The organism is Pseudomonas sp. LAMO17WK12:I10, from assembly GCF_900215185.1.
GTDB lineage: Bacteria > Pseudomonadota > Gammaproteobacteria > Pseudomonadales > Pseudomonadaceae > Aquipseudomonas > Aquipseudomonas chlororaphis.
Window position 1 is genome coordinate 46683 of the sequence record NZ_OBDX01000014.1, and the last position, 17063, is coordinate 63745.

Consider the following 17063-nt stretch of genomic DNA (forward strand, 5'->3'; position numbering starts at 1 on the left):
AAATCGAGTTGGATTGCCCAACCTGCGGCTTTCCCCTGTGCGCTGTACGCTCAGTCGAAGGCCAGTGCAGGATGCGCGCCGCTTGGCGCATGCCGACCGTTCCCCCGTTCCACACCCTTTGGAACCCGAAATAGCTATGTCATCGCGTAAATTTGGACTCAACCTGGTGGTGGTTCTGGCAATTGCCGCCCTGTTCACCGGCTTCTGGGCACTGGTCAACCGCCCGGTTTCCGCCCCCAATTGGCCTGCACAAATCTCCGGCTTTTCCTACTCGCCTTTCCAGCTGGGCCAGTTCCCGCAGAAAGACCAGTTCCCGACCGACGACGAAATGCGTCGCGACCTGGAGATCATGAGCAAGCTGACCGACAACATCCGGACCTACTCGGTCGATGGCACGCTGGAGAACATCCCCAAGCTGGCGGAAGAGTTCGGCCTGCGCGTGACTCTGGGGATCTGGATCAGCCCGGACCTGGAACGCAACGAGCGTGAAATCACCCGCGCCATCGACATCGCCAACACCTCGCGCAGTGTGGTGCGCGTGGTGGTCGGTAACGAAGCGATCTTCCGCAAGGAAATCACCGCCGACCAGTTGAGCGTCCTGCTCGATCGCGTACGGGCCGCGGTCAAGGTGCCGGTCACCACCTCCGAACAGTGGCACGTCTGGAAAGAACACCCGGAACTGGCCCAGCACGTCGACCTGATCGCCGCGCACGTCCTGCCCTACTGGGAATTCGTCCCAATGGACAAGGCCGGGCAGTTCGTCCTCGACCGCGCCCGCGACCTGAAACAAATGTTCCCGAAAAAACCGCTGCTGCTGTCCGAGGTGGGCTGGCCGAGCAACGGCCGCATGCGTGGCGGCGCCGACGCCAGCCCGGCGGACCAGGCGATTTACCTGCGTAACCTGGTCAACAAGCTCAACCGCCAGGGCTACAACTACTTCGTGATCGAAGCCTTCGACCAGCCGTGGAAGGCCAGCGACGAAGGCTCGGTGGGCGCCTACTGGGGCGTGTTCAACGCCGCGCGCCAGCAGAAATTCAACTTCGAAGGCCCGGTGGTGGCGATCCCGCAATGGCGCGTGCTGGCCATCGGCTCGGTGGTCCTGGCGCTGCTGTCCCTGACCCTGCTGATGATCGACGGCTCGGCCCTGCGCCAGCGCGGGCGGACCTTCCTGACCTTCATCGCCTTCCTCTGCGGCTCGGTGCTGGTGTGGATCGGCTACGACTACAGCCAGCAATACAGCACCTGGTTCAGCCTGACGGTGGGCTTCCTGCTCGCCCTGGGTGCGCTCGGGGTGTTCATCGTGTTGCTCACCGAGGCCCATGAACTGGCCGAGGCGGTCTGGGTGCACAAGCGCCGGCGCGAGTTCCTGCCGGTCGAAGGCGACTCCAACTACCGGCCGAAAGTCTCGATCCATGTGCCGTGCTACAACGAGCCGCCGGAAATGGTCAAACAGACCCTCAATGCCCTGGCCAACCTCGACTATCCGGACTTCGAAGTCCTGATCATCGACAACAACACCAAGGACCCGGCGGTCTGGGAGCCGGTGCAGGCCTATTGCGAGACCCTCGGCCCGCGCTTCAAGTTCTTCCACGTCGCGCCCCTGGCCGGTTTCAAGGGCGGCGCGCTGAACTACCTGATCCCGCACACCGCCAAGGACGCCGAAGTGATCGCGGTGATCGACTCGGACTACTGCGTTGATCGCAACTGGCTCAAGCACATGGTGCCGCACTTCGCCGACCCGAAAATCGCCGTGGTGCAATCGCCGCAGGATTACCGCGACCAGAACGAAAGCACCTTCAAGAAGCTCTGCTACGCGGAATACAAAGGCTTCTTCCATATCGGCATGGTCACCCGCAACGACCGTGACGCGATCATCCAGCACGGCACCATGACCATGACCCGCCGTTCGGTCCTGGAAGAACTGGGCTGGGCCGACTGGTGCATCTGCGAAGACGCCGAACTGGGCCTGCGGGTGTTCGAGAAAGGCCTGTCGGCGGCGTACTACCACACCAGTTACGGCAAGGGCCTGATGCCGGATACCTTCATCGACTTCAAGAAACAGCGTTTCCGCTGGGCCTATGGGGCGATCCAGATCATCAAGCGCCATACCGCCAGCCTGCTGCGCGGCAAGGACACCGAGCTGACCCGTGGCCAGCGCTACCACTTCCTCGCGGGTTGGCTGCCGTGGGTGGCGGATGGCATGAACATCTTCTTCACCCTCGGCGCCCTGCTCTGGTCGGCGGCGATGATCATCGTGCCGCAGCGCGTCGATCCGCCGTTGCTGATCTTCGCGATCCCGCCCCTGGCGCTGTTCGTGTTCAAGGTCGGCAAGATCATCTTCCTCTACCGCCGGGCGGTCGGGGTCAACCTCAAGGACGCGTTCTGCGCGGCCGTGGCGGGCCTGGCGTTGTCCCACACCATCGCCAAGGCGGTGCTGTACGGCTTCTTCACCAGCAGCATTCCGTTCTTCCGCACGCCGAAGAATGCCGACAACCACGGCTTCTGGGTGGCGATCTCGGAAGCCCGGGAAGAGCTGTTCATCATGCTGCTGTTGTGGGGCGCGGCGCTGGGCATCTACCTGGTGCAGGGCGGCCTGCCGAGCAACGACATGCGCTTCTGGGTGACCATGCTGCTGGTGCAGTCGCTGCCGTATGTGGCGGCACTGGTCATGGCCTTCCTGTCGTCGCTGCCAAAACCGCTTGCCGAAAGCGCGCCGGTGGCAGCCGCATAAATCGCGGCAAAGCACTAAACGGCGGCCTCTGGCCGCCGTTTTGCTTTAAGATATCCGCCATTTTGCGCGCCTTGCCCCATTACCGTAGGCGCGAGGCTTGCCCGCGATAGCCACGACGCGGTTTGCCTGAGACACCTCAGGTTTTCCATCGCGGGCAAGCCTCGCGCCTACACATAACGCCTTGCACCGGAGTTTCCCCATGACGGCCCACGCCGACCTTTCGCCGACCCTGCAACTCGCCTGTGACCTGATCCGCCGCCCGTCGGTGACGCCGGTCGACGCCGACTGCCAGAAGCTGATGATGCAGCGCCTGGGCGATGCCGGCTTCAAGCTGGAGCCGATGCGCATCGAGGATGTGGATAACTTCTGGGCCAGCCACGGCAAGCACGAAGGCCCGGTGCTGTGTTTCGCCGGCCATACCGACGTGGTGCCCACCGGCCCGGTCCAGGCCTGGCAGAACGACCCGTTCGACGCGTTGATCGACGAGCACGGCATGCTCTGCGGGCGCGGCGCGGCGGACATGAAAGGCAGCCTCGCGGCGATGCTGGTGGCGGCCGAGCGTTTTGTCGCCGACTACCCGGAGCACAAAGGCTCGGTGGCCTTCCTGATCACCAGCGACGAAGAAGGCCCGGCCCACCACGGCACCAAGGCGGTGGTCGAGCGCCTGGCAGCGCGCAAGGAGCGCCTGGACTGGTGCATCGTCGGCGAACCGTCGAGCACCAGCCTGGTCGGTGACGTGGTCAAGAACGGCCGTCGCGGCTCCCTCGGCGCCAAACTCACGGTGCGCGGCGTGCAGGGCCACGTGGCCTACCCGCACCTGGCCAAGAACCCGATCCACCTGGCAGCCCCGGCCCTGGCCGAACTGGCCGCGGAGCATTGGGACGACGGCAATGCCTTCTTCCCGCCCACCAGCTTCCAGATTTCCAACCTGAATTCCGGTACCGGTGCGACCAACGTGATCCCCGGCGAGCTGGTGGCGGTGTTCAACTTCCGCTTCTCCACCGAATCCACGGTCGAAGGCCTGCAACAGCGCGTGGCCACCATCCTCGACAAGCACGGCCTGGACTGGCATGTAGAGTGGGCGCTGTCGGGCTTGCCGTTCCTCACCGAGCCGGGCGCCCTGCTCGACGCGGTGTCGGCCAGCATCAAGGACGTCACCGGCCGCGAGACCAAGGCCTCCACCAGCGGCGGTACCTCCGACGGGCGCTTCATCGCCACCCTCGGCACCCAGGTGGTCGAGCTGGGCCCGGTCAACGCCACCATCCACCAGGTCAACGAGCGCGTGCTGGCCAGCGACCTCGACGTGCTGACCGAAATCTACTACCAGACCCTGATCAAGTTGCTCGCCTGATGCTTGCCTGCCCTATCTGCGCGGCGCCCCTGAGCGCCGTCGACAACGGTGTCGTGTGCCCGGCCGGGCACCGCTTCGACCGTGCCCGCCAGGGTTACCTGAACCTGCTGCCGGTGCAGCACAAGAACAGCCGTGACCCGGGGGACAACCAGGCCATGGTCGAAGCCCGCCGCGACTTTCTCAATGCCGGCCATTACGCCCCGGTGGCCAGGCGCCTGGCCGAGCTGGCCGCCGAGCGCGCCCCGCAGCGCTGGGTCGATATCGGTTGCGGCGAGGGTTACTACACCGCCCAGATCGCCGAAGCCCTGCCCCAGGCGGACGGTTATGCCCTGGACATCTCCCGGGAAGCGGTCAAGCGCGCCTGCCGCCGTGCCCCGCAGTTGACCTGGTTGATCGCCAGCATGGCCCGGGTGCCCCTGGCCGACGCCAGTTGCCAGTTTCTCGCCAGCGTCTTCAGCCCGCTGGACTGGCAGGAAGCCAAGCGCCTGCTCAGCCCTGGCGGCGGCCTGATGAAGGTCGGGCCGACCAGCGGCCACCTGATGGAATTGCGCGAGCGCCTGTACGACGAGGTCCGCGAATACACCGACGACAAACACCTGGCGCTGGTGCCCGCGGGCATGGCGCTGCAACACAGTGAAACCCTGGACTTCAAGCTGACGCTGAGCAATCCGCAGGATCGCGCCAACCTGCTGGCCATGACGCCCCACGGCTGGCGCGCCAGTGCCGAACGCCGCGCCAGCGTGATCGAGCAGGCCGAGCCCTTCGAGGTCAGCGTGTCGATGCGCTACGATTACTTCGTGCTGCAATAACCCATTAATCCACGGTCTCGAGCAGCGACTCGAGACCGAATAAATCCGCGAATGGATTTTTCAGACCCGCAGTGAGGACATCCATGCGCCAACCGGATATCGAGATTTACCTGAAAGACGCCGACGTCGACCACAAGGCCATCGCCGCCTGGCTCGGCGCGGCCCTGGGCCCGTGCAGCGATTGGGTGCAGAAGGGCCAGACCTACAAATGCAAGGCGGGCAGCGTGCCAGTGACCTGGCTGCCCAAAGCCGTGGGCAAATGGAACAGCCTGTACCTGGAAAGCGACCAGACGCCGTGGGACGACGACATCGCCTGCGCCCGCGCCGCCTTCGCCGCGCTGAACGTCGAAGTGCGCTGCGCACCGGGCAGCTGGGTCGAGGAAGAAGGTGAGGAATCGGCCGACCGCTGGATTCGCATCAGCGCCGACGGGGAAGAAGAGATTACCTGGCGTACCGCCTGACTCTGATTACTGTAGGAGCGAGGCTTGCCCACCATAGCGTTGACGCTATCGCGAGCACGCTTCGCTCCTACAAGGCACAGCGCTTACAAGCCGACTACATCCTCTGCCTGCAAACCCTTCTGCCCCTCTACCACGGCGTATTCAACCTGCTGCCCTTCGGTCAGCGAGCGGTGGCCTTCACCACGAATAGCACGGTAGTGGACAAATACATCGGCACCACCTTCACGCTGAATGAAGCCGTAGCCCTTGGCGTCGTTGAACCACTTCACGCTGCCGGTCTCGCGAGTTGCCATCAATCCATCCTCCGTCTTTTTATTATCAGTCGGCTTACTGAAACGAAGCCGTGAGAACTTTCGCCTGGACCTGGGATTCTATTGATGGGCCCCGCATGCCCAGGCGTCAGTCGGGCGAGTATATGACAGGCAGAAAAACTCTCAACTCAATCTTGTTTGCCGCTTTTTTGCCGATTTTCGGTGAATCCGGCACACTAGCCGCCCCGAGCAACTGCTCGGTTTTTTCCACTAAAGCAGAAGCCGTATGACCCGCTCCCCGTTCCGCCGTCTTGTGTTTGGCACCTTGCGTCGACTGTTGTACCTCTGGGTTCGCTCGGAGACGATCAACCAGTCGTCCTTCACCCTCAACCTCGACCGCAGTCGTCCGGTGTTCTACGTCCTGCAAAACCCTTCGCTCACCGACCTTGCCGTGGTCGATACCGAGTGCACCAAGGCCGGGTTGCCGCGCCCGGTGCTGCCGGTCTCGGTGGGTAACCTGCTGGAACCCGCCGCGTTCTTCTACCTGACCCCGGCCCCGGACTGGCTAGGCCGCCAGGACAAGCGCGGCGCGCCACCGACCCTGACCCGCCTGGTCAGCGCCCTGAGCCAGAATGCCGCCGAAGACGCGCAGATCATTCCGGTCAGCGTGTTCTGGGGCCAGTCGCCGGACAGCGAATCGAGCCCGTGGAAACTGCTGTTCGCCGACAGCTGGGCAGTCACCGGGCGTCTGCGCCGGCTGCTGAGCATCATGATCCTGGGCCGCAAGACCCGGGTGCAATTCTCCGCGCCGATCCACCTGCGCGAACTGATCGAGCACAACAAGGGCCACGAGCGCACCGTGCGCATGGCCCAGCGCATCCTGCGGGTGCACTTTCGCAACCTGAAGGCCGCGGTGATCGGCCCGGACATTTCCCACCGACGCAACCTGGTCAAGGGCCTGCTGAACCAGCCGCTGGTCAAGCAGGCGATCCTCGACGAAGCCGAACGGGAAAAGATCTCCCCGGAAAAAGCCAAGGCCGTGGCCCTGCGTTATGGCAACGAGATCGCCTCGGACTACACCTTCACCGCGATCCGCTTCCTCGAAGTGGTGCTGAGCTGGTTCTGGAACAAGATCTACGACGGGATCAAGGTCAACCACATCGAAAGCGTGCAGAAAGTCGCCCCGGGCCACGAAGTGATCTACGTGCCCTGCCACCGCAGCCACATCGACTACCTGCTGCTGTCCTACCTGCTGTTCCGCAACGGCCTGACCCCGCCGCACATCGCCGCCGGGATCAACCTGAACATGCCGGTGATCGGCAGCCTGCTGCGCAGGGGTGGAGCGTTCTTCATGCGCCGCACCTTCAAGGGCAACCCGCTCTACACCTCGGTGTTCAACGAATACCTGCACACCCTGTTCACCAAGGGTTTCCCGGTGGAGTACTTCGTCGAGGGCGGGCGCTCGCGCACCGGGCGCATGCTGCAACCGAAAACCGGGATGCTGGCCATCACCCTGCGCAGCTTCCTGCGCTCCTCGCGCATGCCGATCGTCTTCGTCCCGGTGTACATCGGCTACGAGCGCGTGCTGGAAGGCCGCACCTACCTGGGCGAGCTGCGCGGGGCGAGCAAGAAGAAAGAGTCGATCTTCGACATCTTCAAGGTCATCGGCGCCCTCAAGCAGCGTTTCGGCCAGGTGGCGGTGAACTTCGGCGAGCCGATCAAGCTGGCCGAGTTCCTCGACCAGGAACAGCCGGGCTGGCGCGCCCAGGAGCTGGGTCCGCAGTTCAAGCCGGCCTGGCTCAACGAAACCACCAACCGCCTGGGTGAAAAAGTCGCCCAGCACCTGAACGAGGCGGCGGCGATCAATCCGGTCAACCTGGTGGCCCTGGCGCTGCTGTCCACCAGCCGCCTGGCCCTCGACGACCGCGCCATGGCCCGGGTCCTGGACCTGTACCTGGCGCTGCTGCGCAAGGTTCCCTACTCGCCCCACACCACCCTGCCGGAAGGCGATGGCCGGGCCTTGATCGAGCACGTGAAGGACATGGACCTGCTGTCCGAGCAGAGCGATGCCCTGGGCAAGATCCTCTACCTGGACGAGCAGAACGCCGTCCTGATGACCTACTACCGCAACAACGTGCTGCACATCTTCGCCCTGCCGGCGTTGCTGGCGAGCTTCTTCCAGAGCTCGTCGCGCATGAGCCGCGAACAGATCCTGCGCTACACCCGGGCGCTGTACCCCTACCTGCAGTCAGAGCTGTTCATCCGTTGGTCCCTGGACGAGCTGGACGGGGTGATCGACCAATGGCTGGAGGCCTTCGTCGAGCAAGGCCTGCTGCGCTTCGAGAAGGAGCTGTACCTGCGTCCGGCCCCAAGCTCGCGGCATTTCGTGCTGCTGACCCTGCTGTCCAAGAGCATCGCCCAGACCCTGCAGCGCTTCTACATGGCCATCTCGCTGCTACTCAACAGCGGCCAGCGCAGCATCAGCGCCGAAGAGCTGGAAGACCTGTGCACAGTCATGGCCCAGCGCCTGTCGATCCTGCATGGCCTGAATGCCCCGGAGTTCTTCGACAAGAGCCTGTTCCGCCACTTCATCCAGACTTTGCTGGAGCAGGACGTGCTGCGCCGCGACGAGGCCGGCAAGCTGAGCTACCACGAACTGCTCGGTGAACTGGCCGAGGGCGCGGCCAAGCGCGTGTTGCCGGCGGAAATTCGCCTATCGATCCGCCAAGTGGCCCTGCATCGTAGCGAAGATGCCGCCGAACAGGTCGCCGCCCCGCAACAAAGCGACTAGATTCTTATCGGCGCCAGGTAGTTTCTGGCGCCCCCCCCGATACGGAGATCCAGCATGAAAAAGCTCACCCTGCTCGCCCTTACCACCCTGCTCGGGGCCTGTAACAGCATGCAACCTGCCAGCAAAGCCAGCCTCGATGGCGAAGTCTTCTACCTGCAACGCATCGCCCTGCCGCCAGCCGCCACCCTGAGCGTCAGCCTGCAGGACGTGTCGCTGGCCGACGCCCCCGCGGTGCTGCTGGCCGAACAGAAGGGCCCGGTCAAAGGCCAGGTGCCGCTGCCCTTCCACCTCAGCTACGACCCGGCCCAGGTCAAACCCGGGCACCGTTATTCGGTCAGCGCGCGGATCGAAGTGGCTGGCAAACTGCTGTTCGTCACCACCGAGCATAACGGGGTGAAACTCGACGGCAGCGATCCGCAACCGCTGAAAATCCGTGTCGACGCGGTTCGCTAATCCCTTTTCTCGAACAAGGAAGCTGCCATGCTCCGTTCTTCCCTTCGCTTCACCAGCCTGTGCGCCGGCCTGCTGATCTGTGCCAGTGCCCTGGCGCTGTCCCTCGGCGACCTGTCGCAGCAAGACGCCACCGGCGGCCTCAAGGACGCCCTGACCCAGGGAGCCCAGGTCGCGGTCAAACAACTGGGCACCGCCGGCGGTTTCAGCAACAACCCGGACGTGCGCATCGAACTGCCGGGCAACCTCGGCAAAGTGGCAAAGAAAATGAAGCAGTTCGGCATGGGCGCCCAGGTCGAGGAACTCGAGACCAGCATGAACAAGGCCGCCGAGGCCGCCGTGCCGCAGGCCCAGGCGCTGCTGGTGGATGCCGTGAAGAAGATGAGCGTGGAGGACGCCAAGGGCATTCTCAGCGGTGGCAAGGATTCCGCCACCCAGTACCTGAGCAAGACCAGCCGCGAACAGATCCGCGTGAAGTTCCTGCCAATCGTCAAACAGGCCACCGACCAGGTGGGCCTGGCCAAGCAGTACAACGCCTTCGCCGGCCAGGCCGCCACCTTCGGCGTGCTGGATGCGAAGAACGCGAATATCGAAAGCTACGTGACCGAACAGGCGCTCAACGGCCTGTTCGAGATGATCGGCAAACAGGAAGCGACCATTCGCGAGAACCCGGCGGCAGCGGCCACCAGCCTGGCGAAGAAGGTGTTCGGTAGCCTGTAACTCCTACCCATAGGAGCGGCCGGTCGACGCTCGATTGCTCGCGATTTAGGCGCTGCAGTGTGCCAGGCACACAGCGGCGTCTAAATCGCGAGCAAGCTTCGCTCCTACAGAAGCTCAGGTTTTCCTGACCCGGAACCACGCCGCATACAACGCTGGCAGGAACAGCAGGGTCAGCGCCGTCGCGACAATCAGCCCGCCCATGATCGCCACCGCCATCGGCCCGAAGAACACGCTGCGTGACAGCGGGATCATCGCCAGCACCGCCGCCAACGCGGTCAGCACGATCGGCCGGAAACGCCTGACCGTCGCCTCGATGATCGCCTGCCACGGCGTGAGCCCGGCAGCGATGTCCTGCTCGATCTGATCCACCAGGATCACCGAGTTGCGCATGATCATCCCCGACAGCGCGATGGTCCCGAGCATGGCCACGAAGCCGAACGGCTGGCGGAACACCATCAGGAACAGGGTCACGCCGATCAGCCCCAGCGGCGCGGTGAGGAACACCATCGCCGTGCGCGAGAAGCTGCGCAGTTGCAGCATCAGCAGGGTCAACACCACCACGATGAACAGCGGCACGCCGGCCTTCACCGAGTTCTGCCCGCGCGCCGAGTCTTCCACGGTGCCGCCGACATCCAGCAGGTAACCGTCCGGCAGTTCGGCGCGGATCGGCTCCAGGGTCGGCAGGATCTGTTGCACCAGGGTCGCCGGCTGTTCCTTGCCATAGATGTCGGCCCGCACGGTGACATTCGGCAGGCGGTTGCGGTGCCAGATGATGCCTTCCTCGAAGCCGTACTCCAGGGTCGCGACCTGCGACAGCGCCACGCTCTTGCCGTTGTCGGTGGGCACCGCCAGGCTCGGCAGCAGCGACAGCTCGGTGCGTTCATGCAAGGTCCCGCGCAGTAGGATCTCGATCAACTCGTTGTCTTCGCGGTACTGGCTGACGCTGGAACCGGTCAGCGAGCTTTGCAGGAATTTCGCCAGGTTGGCCGTGCTCACGCCCAGGGCCCGCGCACGGTCCTGATCGATGTTGAGGTAGACCACCTTGCTCGGTTCTTCCCAATCCAGGTGCACGTTGACCACGTGGGGGTTCTCGCGCACCTTGACCGCCACCTTGCGCGCCAGGGCCCGCACCTCTTCGATGTGCTCGCCGGTGACGCGAAACTGCACCGGATAGCCCACGGGCGGGCCGTTCTCCAGGCGGGTGACCCGCGAGCGCAGGGCCGGGAACTGTTCGTCGAGGGTTTCGATCAGCCAGCTGCGCAGGCTTTCACGCTCCTCGATGGTCTTGGCCAGCACCACGAACTGGGCAAAACTCGCCGCCGGCAGTTGCTGGTCCAGGGGCAGGTAGAAACGCGGCGAACCGGTGCCGACGTAAGCTACATAGTTATCGATGCCGGCATGATCCTTGAGCATCGCCTCCAGGCGCTTGACCTGCTCGGCGGTATTGCTCAGGGACGCGCCCTCGGCCAGCTTCAGGTCGACCATCAGTTCCAGGCGCCCGGAAGCCGGGAAGAACTGCTGCGGCACGAAACGGAACAGCATCACCGAGGCAATGAACAGCAGCACGGTCAGGGCGATCACGGTCTTGCGCCGGTGCACGCACCATTCCACCATCCGCCGCACCCGCTGATAGAACGGCGTGCCGTACGGATCGGGCTGGCCGTCGGCGCTGCCGTGCTTGGCCGCGTGCAGCTTGGCCAGGTCCGGCAGCAGCTTCTCGCCCAGGTAGGGCACGAACACCACCGCGGCGATCCAAGAGGCCAGCAAGGCGATGGTCACCACCTGGAAGATCGAACGGGTGTATTCGCCGGTGCCGGACTGCGCCGTGGCGATCGGCAGGAAACCCGCGGCAGTGATCAGGGTACCGGTGAGCATCGGAAACGCGGTGCTGGTCCAGGCGTAGCTGGCGGCCTTGAGCCGGTCGTAGCCCTGCTCCATCTTGATCGCCATCATCTCCACCGCGATGATCGCGTCGTCCACCAGCAGGCCCAGCGCCAACACCAGCGCGCCGAGGGAGATTTTGTGCAGGCCGATCCCCAGGTAATACATGGTGGCGAAAGTCATCGCCAGCACCAGCGGAATCGCCAAAGCCACCACCATGCCGGTGCGCACGCCCAGGGAAAAGAAGCTCACCAGCAGCACGATCGCCAGGGCTTCCACCAACACCTGGACGAACTCGCCGACGCCGGTCTTCACCGCGGCCGGCTGGTCGGAGACCTTGCGCAGTTCCATGCCGGCGGGGAGGTTTTTCTGGATCCGGGCGAACTCCAGTTCCAGCGCCTTGCCCAGCACCAGGATGTCGCCGCCGTCCTTCATCGCCACGGCCAGGCCGATTGCGTCCTGGCCCATGAAACGCATGCGCGGCGCCGGTGGATCGTTGAAGCCGCGACGCACATCCGCCACATCGCCGATACGGAAGGTGCGGTCGGCCACCCGGATCGGGAAGTTGCTGATCTGCTCGACGCTCTGGAAATTACCGGACACCCGCAATTGCAGGCGCTCGCTGCTGGTTTCGAAGAAGCCGGCGGTGGACACCGCGTTCTGCTCCTCCAGGGCCTGCTGCACCGCCGCCAGCGGCAGACCGAGGGTCGCCAGCTTGACGTTCGACAGCTCGATCCAGACCTTCTCGTCCTGCAAGCCCAGCAGGTCGACCTTGCCCACGTCCTTGACCCGCTGCAGCTGGATCTGGATGCGGTCGGCGTAATCCTTGAGCACCGCGTAGTCGAAACCGTCGCCGGTCAGCGCATAGATATTGCCGAAGGTAGTGCCGAACTCATCGTTGAAGAACGGGCCCTGGATACCCGGCGGCAGGGTATGGCGGATATCGCTGATCTTCTTGCGCAACTGATACCAGAGCTCGGGGATCTGGTTCGAGTGCATCGAGTCGCGCGCCATGAAGGTCACCTGGGACTCGCCCGGGCGGGAAAACGAGACGATGCGCTCGTACTCGCCGGTTTCCATCAGTTTCTTTTCGATGCGTTCGGTGACCTGCCGGGAAACCTCCTGGGCCGTGGCGCCCGGCCAGTTGGTGCGGATCACCATGGCCTTGAAGGTGAAGGGCGGGTCTTCGCTCTGGCCCAGCTTGGTGTAGGACAACGCCCCGACAATGGCCAGCAACAGCATCAGGAACAGCACGATCTGGCGGTTGCGCAACGCCCATTCGGAAAGATTGAAACCCATCGGGGATTACTCCTTGGCCGCCAGATTGACCACGCGGTTGGAGCGATCCACCGGGCGCACCTGCTGCCCCTCATGAAGCACATGCACACCCGCCGCCACCACCCAGTCGCTGACCCCGAGGCCTTCGAGAACCGGCACGCTCTTTTCGCCGAAGGCGCCAAGGCGCACCGGGGTCTTTTTCAGGGTGTTGTTGGCGTCGACCCGCCAGACATAGGCGGCACCGTTCTCCGCAGTCACCGCTGACAGCGGCACCGACAACGGCACACTGGCCGCGGACTGGATAAACACTCGGGCGCTCTGCCCCAGCTCGGCCGGGACCTTGCCGGCGGTAAAGGCGATGCGGGCGGCGAAGGTACGGGAGCGTGGGTCGGCGGCCGGCGACAGCTCGCGGATCTGCCCGGCGAAACGCTGGTCGGGCTGGCTCCACAACTCCACCGACACCGGCTGGCCGATGCGGAAACGGCCGAAACCCTGCTCCGGCAGGCTGATCAGCACTTCCCGCTCGCCGTCGGTAGCCAGGGTAAAGACGGTCTGGCCGGCGGCGACCACCTGGCCGACCTCGACCGTGCGCCGGGCCACGACACCATCCTGGGGCGCGCGCAGTACGGCATAACCGGCCTGGTTGCTGGCCACGTCGAACTCGGCCTTGATCTGCTTGAGCCGGGCCAGGCCCGAGCGATACAGGTTCTCGGCGTTGTCGTACTGGGAACGGCTGACCAGTTGCCGATCCATCAGGGTCTTGTAGCGGTCGCGCTCGGAGCGCACCAGGTTCAGGTTGGCTTCGGCCGCCGCCACCTGGGCCCGGGTGGCCTCCAGTTGCAGCCGCACGTCCTGCGGGTCGAGCTCGGCCAATGGCTGGTCGGCTTTCACCCGCTGCCCCTCATCGACCAGTCGTCGGCTGACCTTGCCCCCAATCCGGAACGCCAGGTCCGGTTCGTAACGCGCGCGGACCTCGCCGGGGTAACTGTCCATGGCCTGCGCCGCGGGCTCTGGCTGCACCACCATGGCCGGGCGAACGGTGGTTTGCGCGGTTTCTTCATGTCCGCACGCGGACAGCAGAACGGCCAGGCTGACGGGCAACGCGAGGGGTAAGGCATAGCGGAACATGGTGGGGGACCTTTCGCTAAGGATGCTTCGAATAATTATACTGGCGGGTATGTTATTAATAGCAAACTCACCAGTCCAGTATTAAAGCGAAGAATGTCCGACAATCTTTCCACCTCAAACGGCCCCGGCCGCCCCAAGGACCTGGCAAAACGCCAGGCCATCCTCGAAGCCGCGAAAATGCTGTTCCTGAGCAATGGCTACGCCAACACCAGCATGGACGCGGTAGCCGCCGAAGCAGGTGTTTCCAAGCTGACGGTGTACAGCCATTTCAACGACAAGGAGACCCTGTTCTGCGCCGCGGTGGCGGCCAAGTGCGAGGAGCAGTTGCCGACGCTGATCTTCGAGCTGCCGGCCGGCATGCCGATCGAAAGCGTGTTGCTGAACATTGGCCGGGGCTTTCACCTGCTGATCAACAGCGAAGAATCCCTGAACCTGCATCGCCTGATCATGGCCCTGGGCAGCCAGGACCCGAAGCTCTCGCAGATCTTCTTCGAGACCGGGCCACAACGCATGGTGCAAGGCATGGAGCGGCTGCTGACCAGGATCGACCAGAGCGGCGCCCTGCGCATCGACAAGCCGCGCAACGCCGCCGAGCATTTCTTCTGCCTGCTCAAGGGCACGGCGAACTTTCGCCTGCTCTACGGCTGCGGCGAGCCGCTGAGCGACGAAGCCGCCGAGGAGCATGTGCGGGAAGTGGTGGGATTGTTCATGCGCGCGTATCGGCCGGAGTCGGCCTGAGGTTGTGACAACGGAGCGAGCGGGACGCCCGGTCCCTGCTCGCTCTAGACAGCCGAAAGGCCTGATAAAGATCAGGCCTTGAGCGCCTTCTTCGGATAGATATCGTAACGGCTGGATTTGCCATCCAGCGCATGGCTCGGCTTGGGGCCTGCGATGCACGGCGCCTTGCGCGGGCGCTTGACCACCACCCGGTGGCTGGCCAGGGCCAGGGCGGCCTCCAGCAGCGCCGGGGCGTCCGGGTCGTCCCCGACCAGCGGGCGGAACAGGCGCATTTCCTTTTTCACCAGCGCGGTCTTTTCCCGATGCGGGAACATCGGGTCCAAGTAGATCACCTGGGGCGGCTCGCCCTCCCAGTTGCGCATGACCTCGATCGAGTTGCCCTTGAGCAGGTGCATGCGCGCCACGATCGGCGCCACCTCGAAATCCTCTCCCGCCCGGGCCAGGCCATCTTCCAGCAAGGCGCCAATCAAGGGCTGGCGCTCGATCAGGCTCATCTCGCAGCCGAGGCTGGCCAGGACGAACGCATCCTTGCCCAACCCCGCCGTGGCATCCAGGATCCGCGGACGCACGCCCTGGGCAATGCCCACCGCCTTGGCGATCATCTGCCCGCTACCGCCGCCATACAGCCGCCGGTGCGCCGCGCCACCCTCGACAAAGTCCACCCGCACCGGCCCTGGCGCGTCGGCGCCGAGCTGCTGCAGCTGCAAGCCCTGCTCGCCGACCTGCAGGGCGAACTCCGCCTGGTCGATCTGCAATGGCAGCCCCAGTCGCTCGGCCCAGTGCGCGGCCTGCGGCTGGAATGCATCGGCCAAGGCCTCGACTTTGATGCGGCAGGCCGCTGGTTGCTCACTCATCTGAAAACACGCTCAAAAAATTAATGATCGGCAAAAGCTGCCGATAAAAGAACTATCCGGCATTTTGCCAGAGCTGAGCGTCGACCCGAGAGAAATGTCAGACATTCGAAGCTTATCCATTGGCGTCATATCGCCCCACGGCGATTACGGCCTAAAAAATTCCCAGGCACTGAGCGGCGTCAGCCATCTGTGGCAGGATTTTTTTGCCCAGGCGCTGGCCGAGCAACGCGGCGATGGCGCGAAGGTCACTGACGATAGTTCTCCGGTGGCCGTGGACGGCCCGACCGAACCCCATGGCGGCAGCGACCTGCTGGCGCAAATCGTTACGCAGCGTCATTGCGACGTCCAGGACACCGAGATCCGTCCACCGGAACCGTTGTTCCTACCGATCGCCGAGTTCGAGACCGAGCTGCTGGACAAACCGTTTCCGCCCTTCCCGCCGGAAGAAATCGCCGCCCAGCAACACCAGCAAGACTTCGAAAGCGGCTGGGTGCGCCCTATCGTCCTCAATGCCGGCCAGCCCCTGCCCGAGCCGGGCCCGGCGCCGCAGCCGCGGCCATTGCACCTGCCAATCGCCGAATTCGAACTGGACCTGCTGGACAAACCCTTCCCGCCCTTCCCGCCGCAAGAGCTCATCGAGCAGCAGAAGCAGTTCGACTTCGATACCGGCTGGGCGCGTCCGCTGATCCTGCAGAACCTGCGGATCGCCGCCTGACCTCAAGCCGGTTTCAGCGACAGATCCACTACCGGCAATGGCGCCCAGCGGCAACCCGACCGCTCAGCCCTTGAACAACCGATTGATCTGCCCGAACGGCAACGCCTGGTCGGCAAAGTCGAAGCTGCCGTGGTCGCGGATTTCCTGCGCCGCCTGATAGAAGGCGCCATAGGCGGCCCGCGCCAGGGCCGAACCGACGCTGATCCGCTTCACCCCCAGCTCGCCCAACTGCGCCAGGGTCAATTTCAGGCCGCCCGACATCAGCACGTTGACCGGTTTGGGCGCCACCGCGCGGACCACGGCGATGATTTCCTCGGCTGAGCGCAACCCAGGCGCATACAGCACATCGGCACCGGCCTCGGCATAGGCTTGCAGGCGGCGAAGGGTGTCCGGCAGGTCCTGCCGGCCATGCAGCAGGTTTTCCGCCCGTGCCGTGAGCACAAAGGGAAAAGGCAATTGCCGCACTGCGGCGACCGACGCCTCGATACGCTCGACCGCCAGCTTGAAGTCATAGATCGGATCATCGGCCCGGCCCGTGGCGTCTTCGATGGAGCCACCCACCGCCCCGCAGGCGGCCGCTCGGCGCAGGGTCCTGGCACAGCCTTCGGGGCTGTCGGAAAAACCGTTCTCCAGGTCCACCGCCACCGGCAGGCTGCTGGCGCCGACTATGGCGCGAACGTTGCCCAGGGTGTCCTCCAGGGACAAGGCACCTTCAGCGTCGGGGCGCCCCAGGGAAAAAGCGAAACCGGCGCTGGTGGTCGCCAGGGCCTCGAAGCCGAGGCTGGCCAGCATCTTGGCGGAGCCCGCGTCCCAGGGGTTGGGAATCACGAAAGCCCGATCACGCTCATGCAGGGCCTTGAAGGTTTGGGCACGAAGGGTTTGCGCATCCATTGGCGGACTCCTGG

14 protein-coding genes are annotated in these 17063 nt (G+C 64.4%); 9 read left to right on the plus strand and 5 right to left on the minus strand.

What is annotated here, in order from left to right:
• Positions 1-136 precede the first annotated feature (136 nt).
• The 4 genes from CRO75_RS16540 to CRO75_RS16555 all read left to right on the plus strand — a co-directional run bounded on the left by CRO75_RS16540 (position 137) and on the right by CRO75_RS16555 (position 5352).
• Complete coding sequence (locus tag CRO75_RS16540; protein ID WP_097136852.1) at positions 137-2731, plus strand: glycosyltransferase; 2595 nt, start codon at positions 137-139, stop codon at positions 2729-2731.
• A 199-nt stretch (positions 2732-2930) separates the two neighbouring features.
• Positions 2931-4082, plus strand: coding sequence for a succinyl-diaminopimelate desuccinylase (dapE, locus tag CRO75_RS16545; RefSeq protein ID WP_062823546.1), 1152 nt, complete (start codon positions 2931-2933; stop codon positions 4080-4082).
• The gene (locus CRO75_RS16550; protein ID WP_007927919.1) at positions 4082-4891 is read left to right on the plus strand and encodes a putative RNA methyltransferase; all 810 of its coding nucleotides are present in this window, start codon (positions 4082-4084) and stop codon (positions 4889-4891) included. Before dapE ends, CRO75_RS16550 begins: the two co-directional genes overlap by 1 nt.
• Before the next feature lie 83 nt (positions 4892-4974).
• Positions 4975-5352, plus strand: coding sequence for a hypothetical protein (locus CRO75_RS16555; RefSeq protein WP_007927921.1), 378 nt, complete (start codon positions 4975-4977; stop codon positions 5350-5352).
• Positions 5353-5435: 83 nt separating this feature from the next.
• On the opposite strand, the gene CRO75_RS16560 is transcribed toward CRO75_RS16555, so the two are convergent.
• Complete coding sequence (locus CRO75_RS16560; RefSeq protein ID WP_007927922.1) at positions 5436-5645, minus strand: cold-shock protein; 210 nt, start codon at positions 5643-5645, stop codon at positions 5436-5438.
• 244 nt (positions 5646-5889) lie between these two features.
• Here CRO75_RS16560 and plsB point away from each other — a divergent pair, with 244 nt between their 5' ends.
• The 3 genes from plsB to CRO75_RS16575 are packed head-to-tail and all read left to right on the plus strand — an operon-like array spanning position 5890 to position 9564.
• The gene (plsB, locus tag CRO75_RS16565) at positions 5890-8394 is read left to right on the plus strand and encodes a glycerol-3-phosphate 1-O-acyltransferase PlsB (protein WP_053259787.1); all 2505 of its coding nucleotides are present in this window, start codon (positions 5890-5892) and stop codon (positions 8392-8394) included.
• A gap of 54 nt (positions 8395-8448) precedes the next feature.
• Positions 8449-8847 (plus strand): YbaY family lipoprotein, encoded by a 399-nt coding sequence (locus tag CRO75_RS16570; RefSeq protein ID WP_062823547.1) that lies wholly within the window; start codon positions 8449-8451, stop codon positions 8845-8847.
• A gap of 27 nt (positions 8848-8874) precedes the next feature.
• Positions 8875-9564: a DUF4197 domain-containing protein gene (locus CRO75_RS16575; RefSeq protein ID WP_007927927.1), complete on the plus strand. Its 690-nt coding sequence runs from the start codon at positions 8875-8877 to the stop codon at positions 9562-9564.
• A 114-nt stretch (positions 9565-9678) separates the two neighbouring features.
• On the opposite strand, the gene CRO75_RS16580 is transcribed toward CRO75_RS16575, so the two are convergent.
• Together CRO75_RS16580 and CRO75_RS16585 are read right to left on the minus strand one after the other, a co-directional pair.
• Positions 9679-12744, minus strand: coding sequence for an efflux RND transporter permease subunit (locus CRO75_RS16580; RefSeq protein ID WP_097136855.1), 3066 nt, complete (start codon positions 12742-12744; stop codon positions 9679-9681).
• A 6-nt stretch (positions 12745-12750) separates the two neighbouring features.
• The gene (locus CRO75_RS16585) at positions 12751-13851 is read right to left on the minus strand and encodes an efflux RND transporter periplasmic adaptor subunit (protein WP_097136858.1); all 1101 of its coding nucleotides are present in this window, start codon (positions 13849-13851) and stop codon (positions 12751-12753) included.
• Between the two features lie 93 nt (positions 13852-13944).
• Between CRO75_RS16585 and CRO75_RS16590 the strand changes: the two genes are divergently transcribed.
• Entirely contained in the window at positions 13945-14589 is a 645-nt protein-coding gene (locus CRO75_RS16590; RefSeq protein WP_097136860.1) for a TetR/AcrR family transcriptional regulator, read from the plus strand.
• Between the two features lie 71 nt (positions 14590-14660).
• Here CRO75_RS16590 and CRO75_RS16595 read toward each other — a convergent pair whose 3' ends face one another.
• Complete coding sequence (locus CRO75_RS16595; RefSeq protein ID WP_097136862.1) at positions 14661-15443, minus strand: class I SAM-dependent methyltransferase; 783 nt, start codon at positions 15441-15443, stop codon at positions 14661-14663.
• A gap of 94 nt (positions 15444-15537) precedes the next feature.
• Here CRO75_RS16595 and CRO75_RS16600 point away from each other — a divergent pair, with 94 nt between their 5' ends.
• On the plus strand, positions 15538-16158 hold the full coding sequence (locus CRO75_RS16600; protein ID WP_177409757.1) for an energy transducer TonB: 621 nt from the start codon (positions 15538-15540) through the stop codon (positions 16156-16158).
• A 63-nt stretch (positions 16159-16221) separates the two neighbouring features.
• Here the strand turns inward: CRO75_RS16600 and CRO75_RS16605 are convergent, their stop codons facing one another.
• Positions 16222-17049, minus strand: coding sequence for an isocitrate lyase/phosphoenolpyruvate mutase family protein (locus CRO75_RS16605; RefSeq protein ID WP_097136866.1), 828 nt, complete (start codon positions 17047-17049; stop codon positions 16222-16224).
• Positions 17050-17063 lie beyond the last annotated feature (14 nt).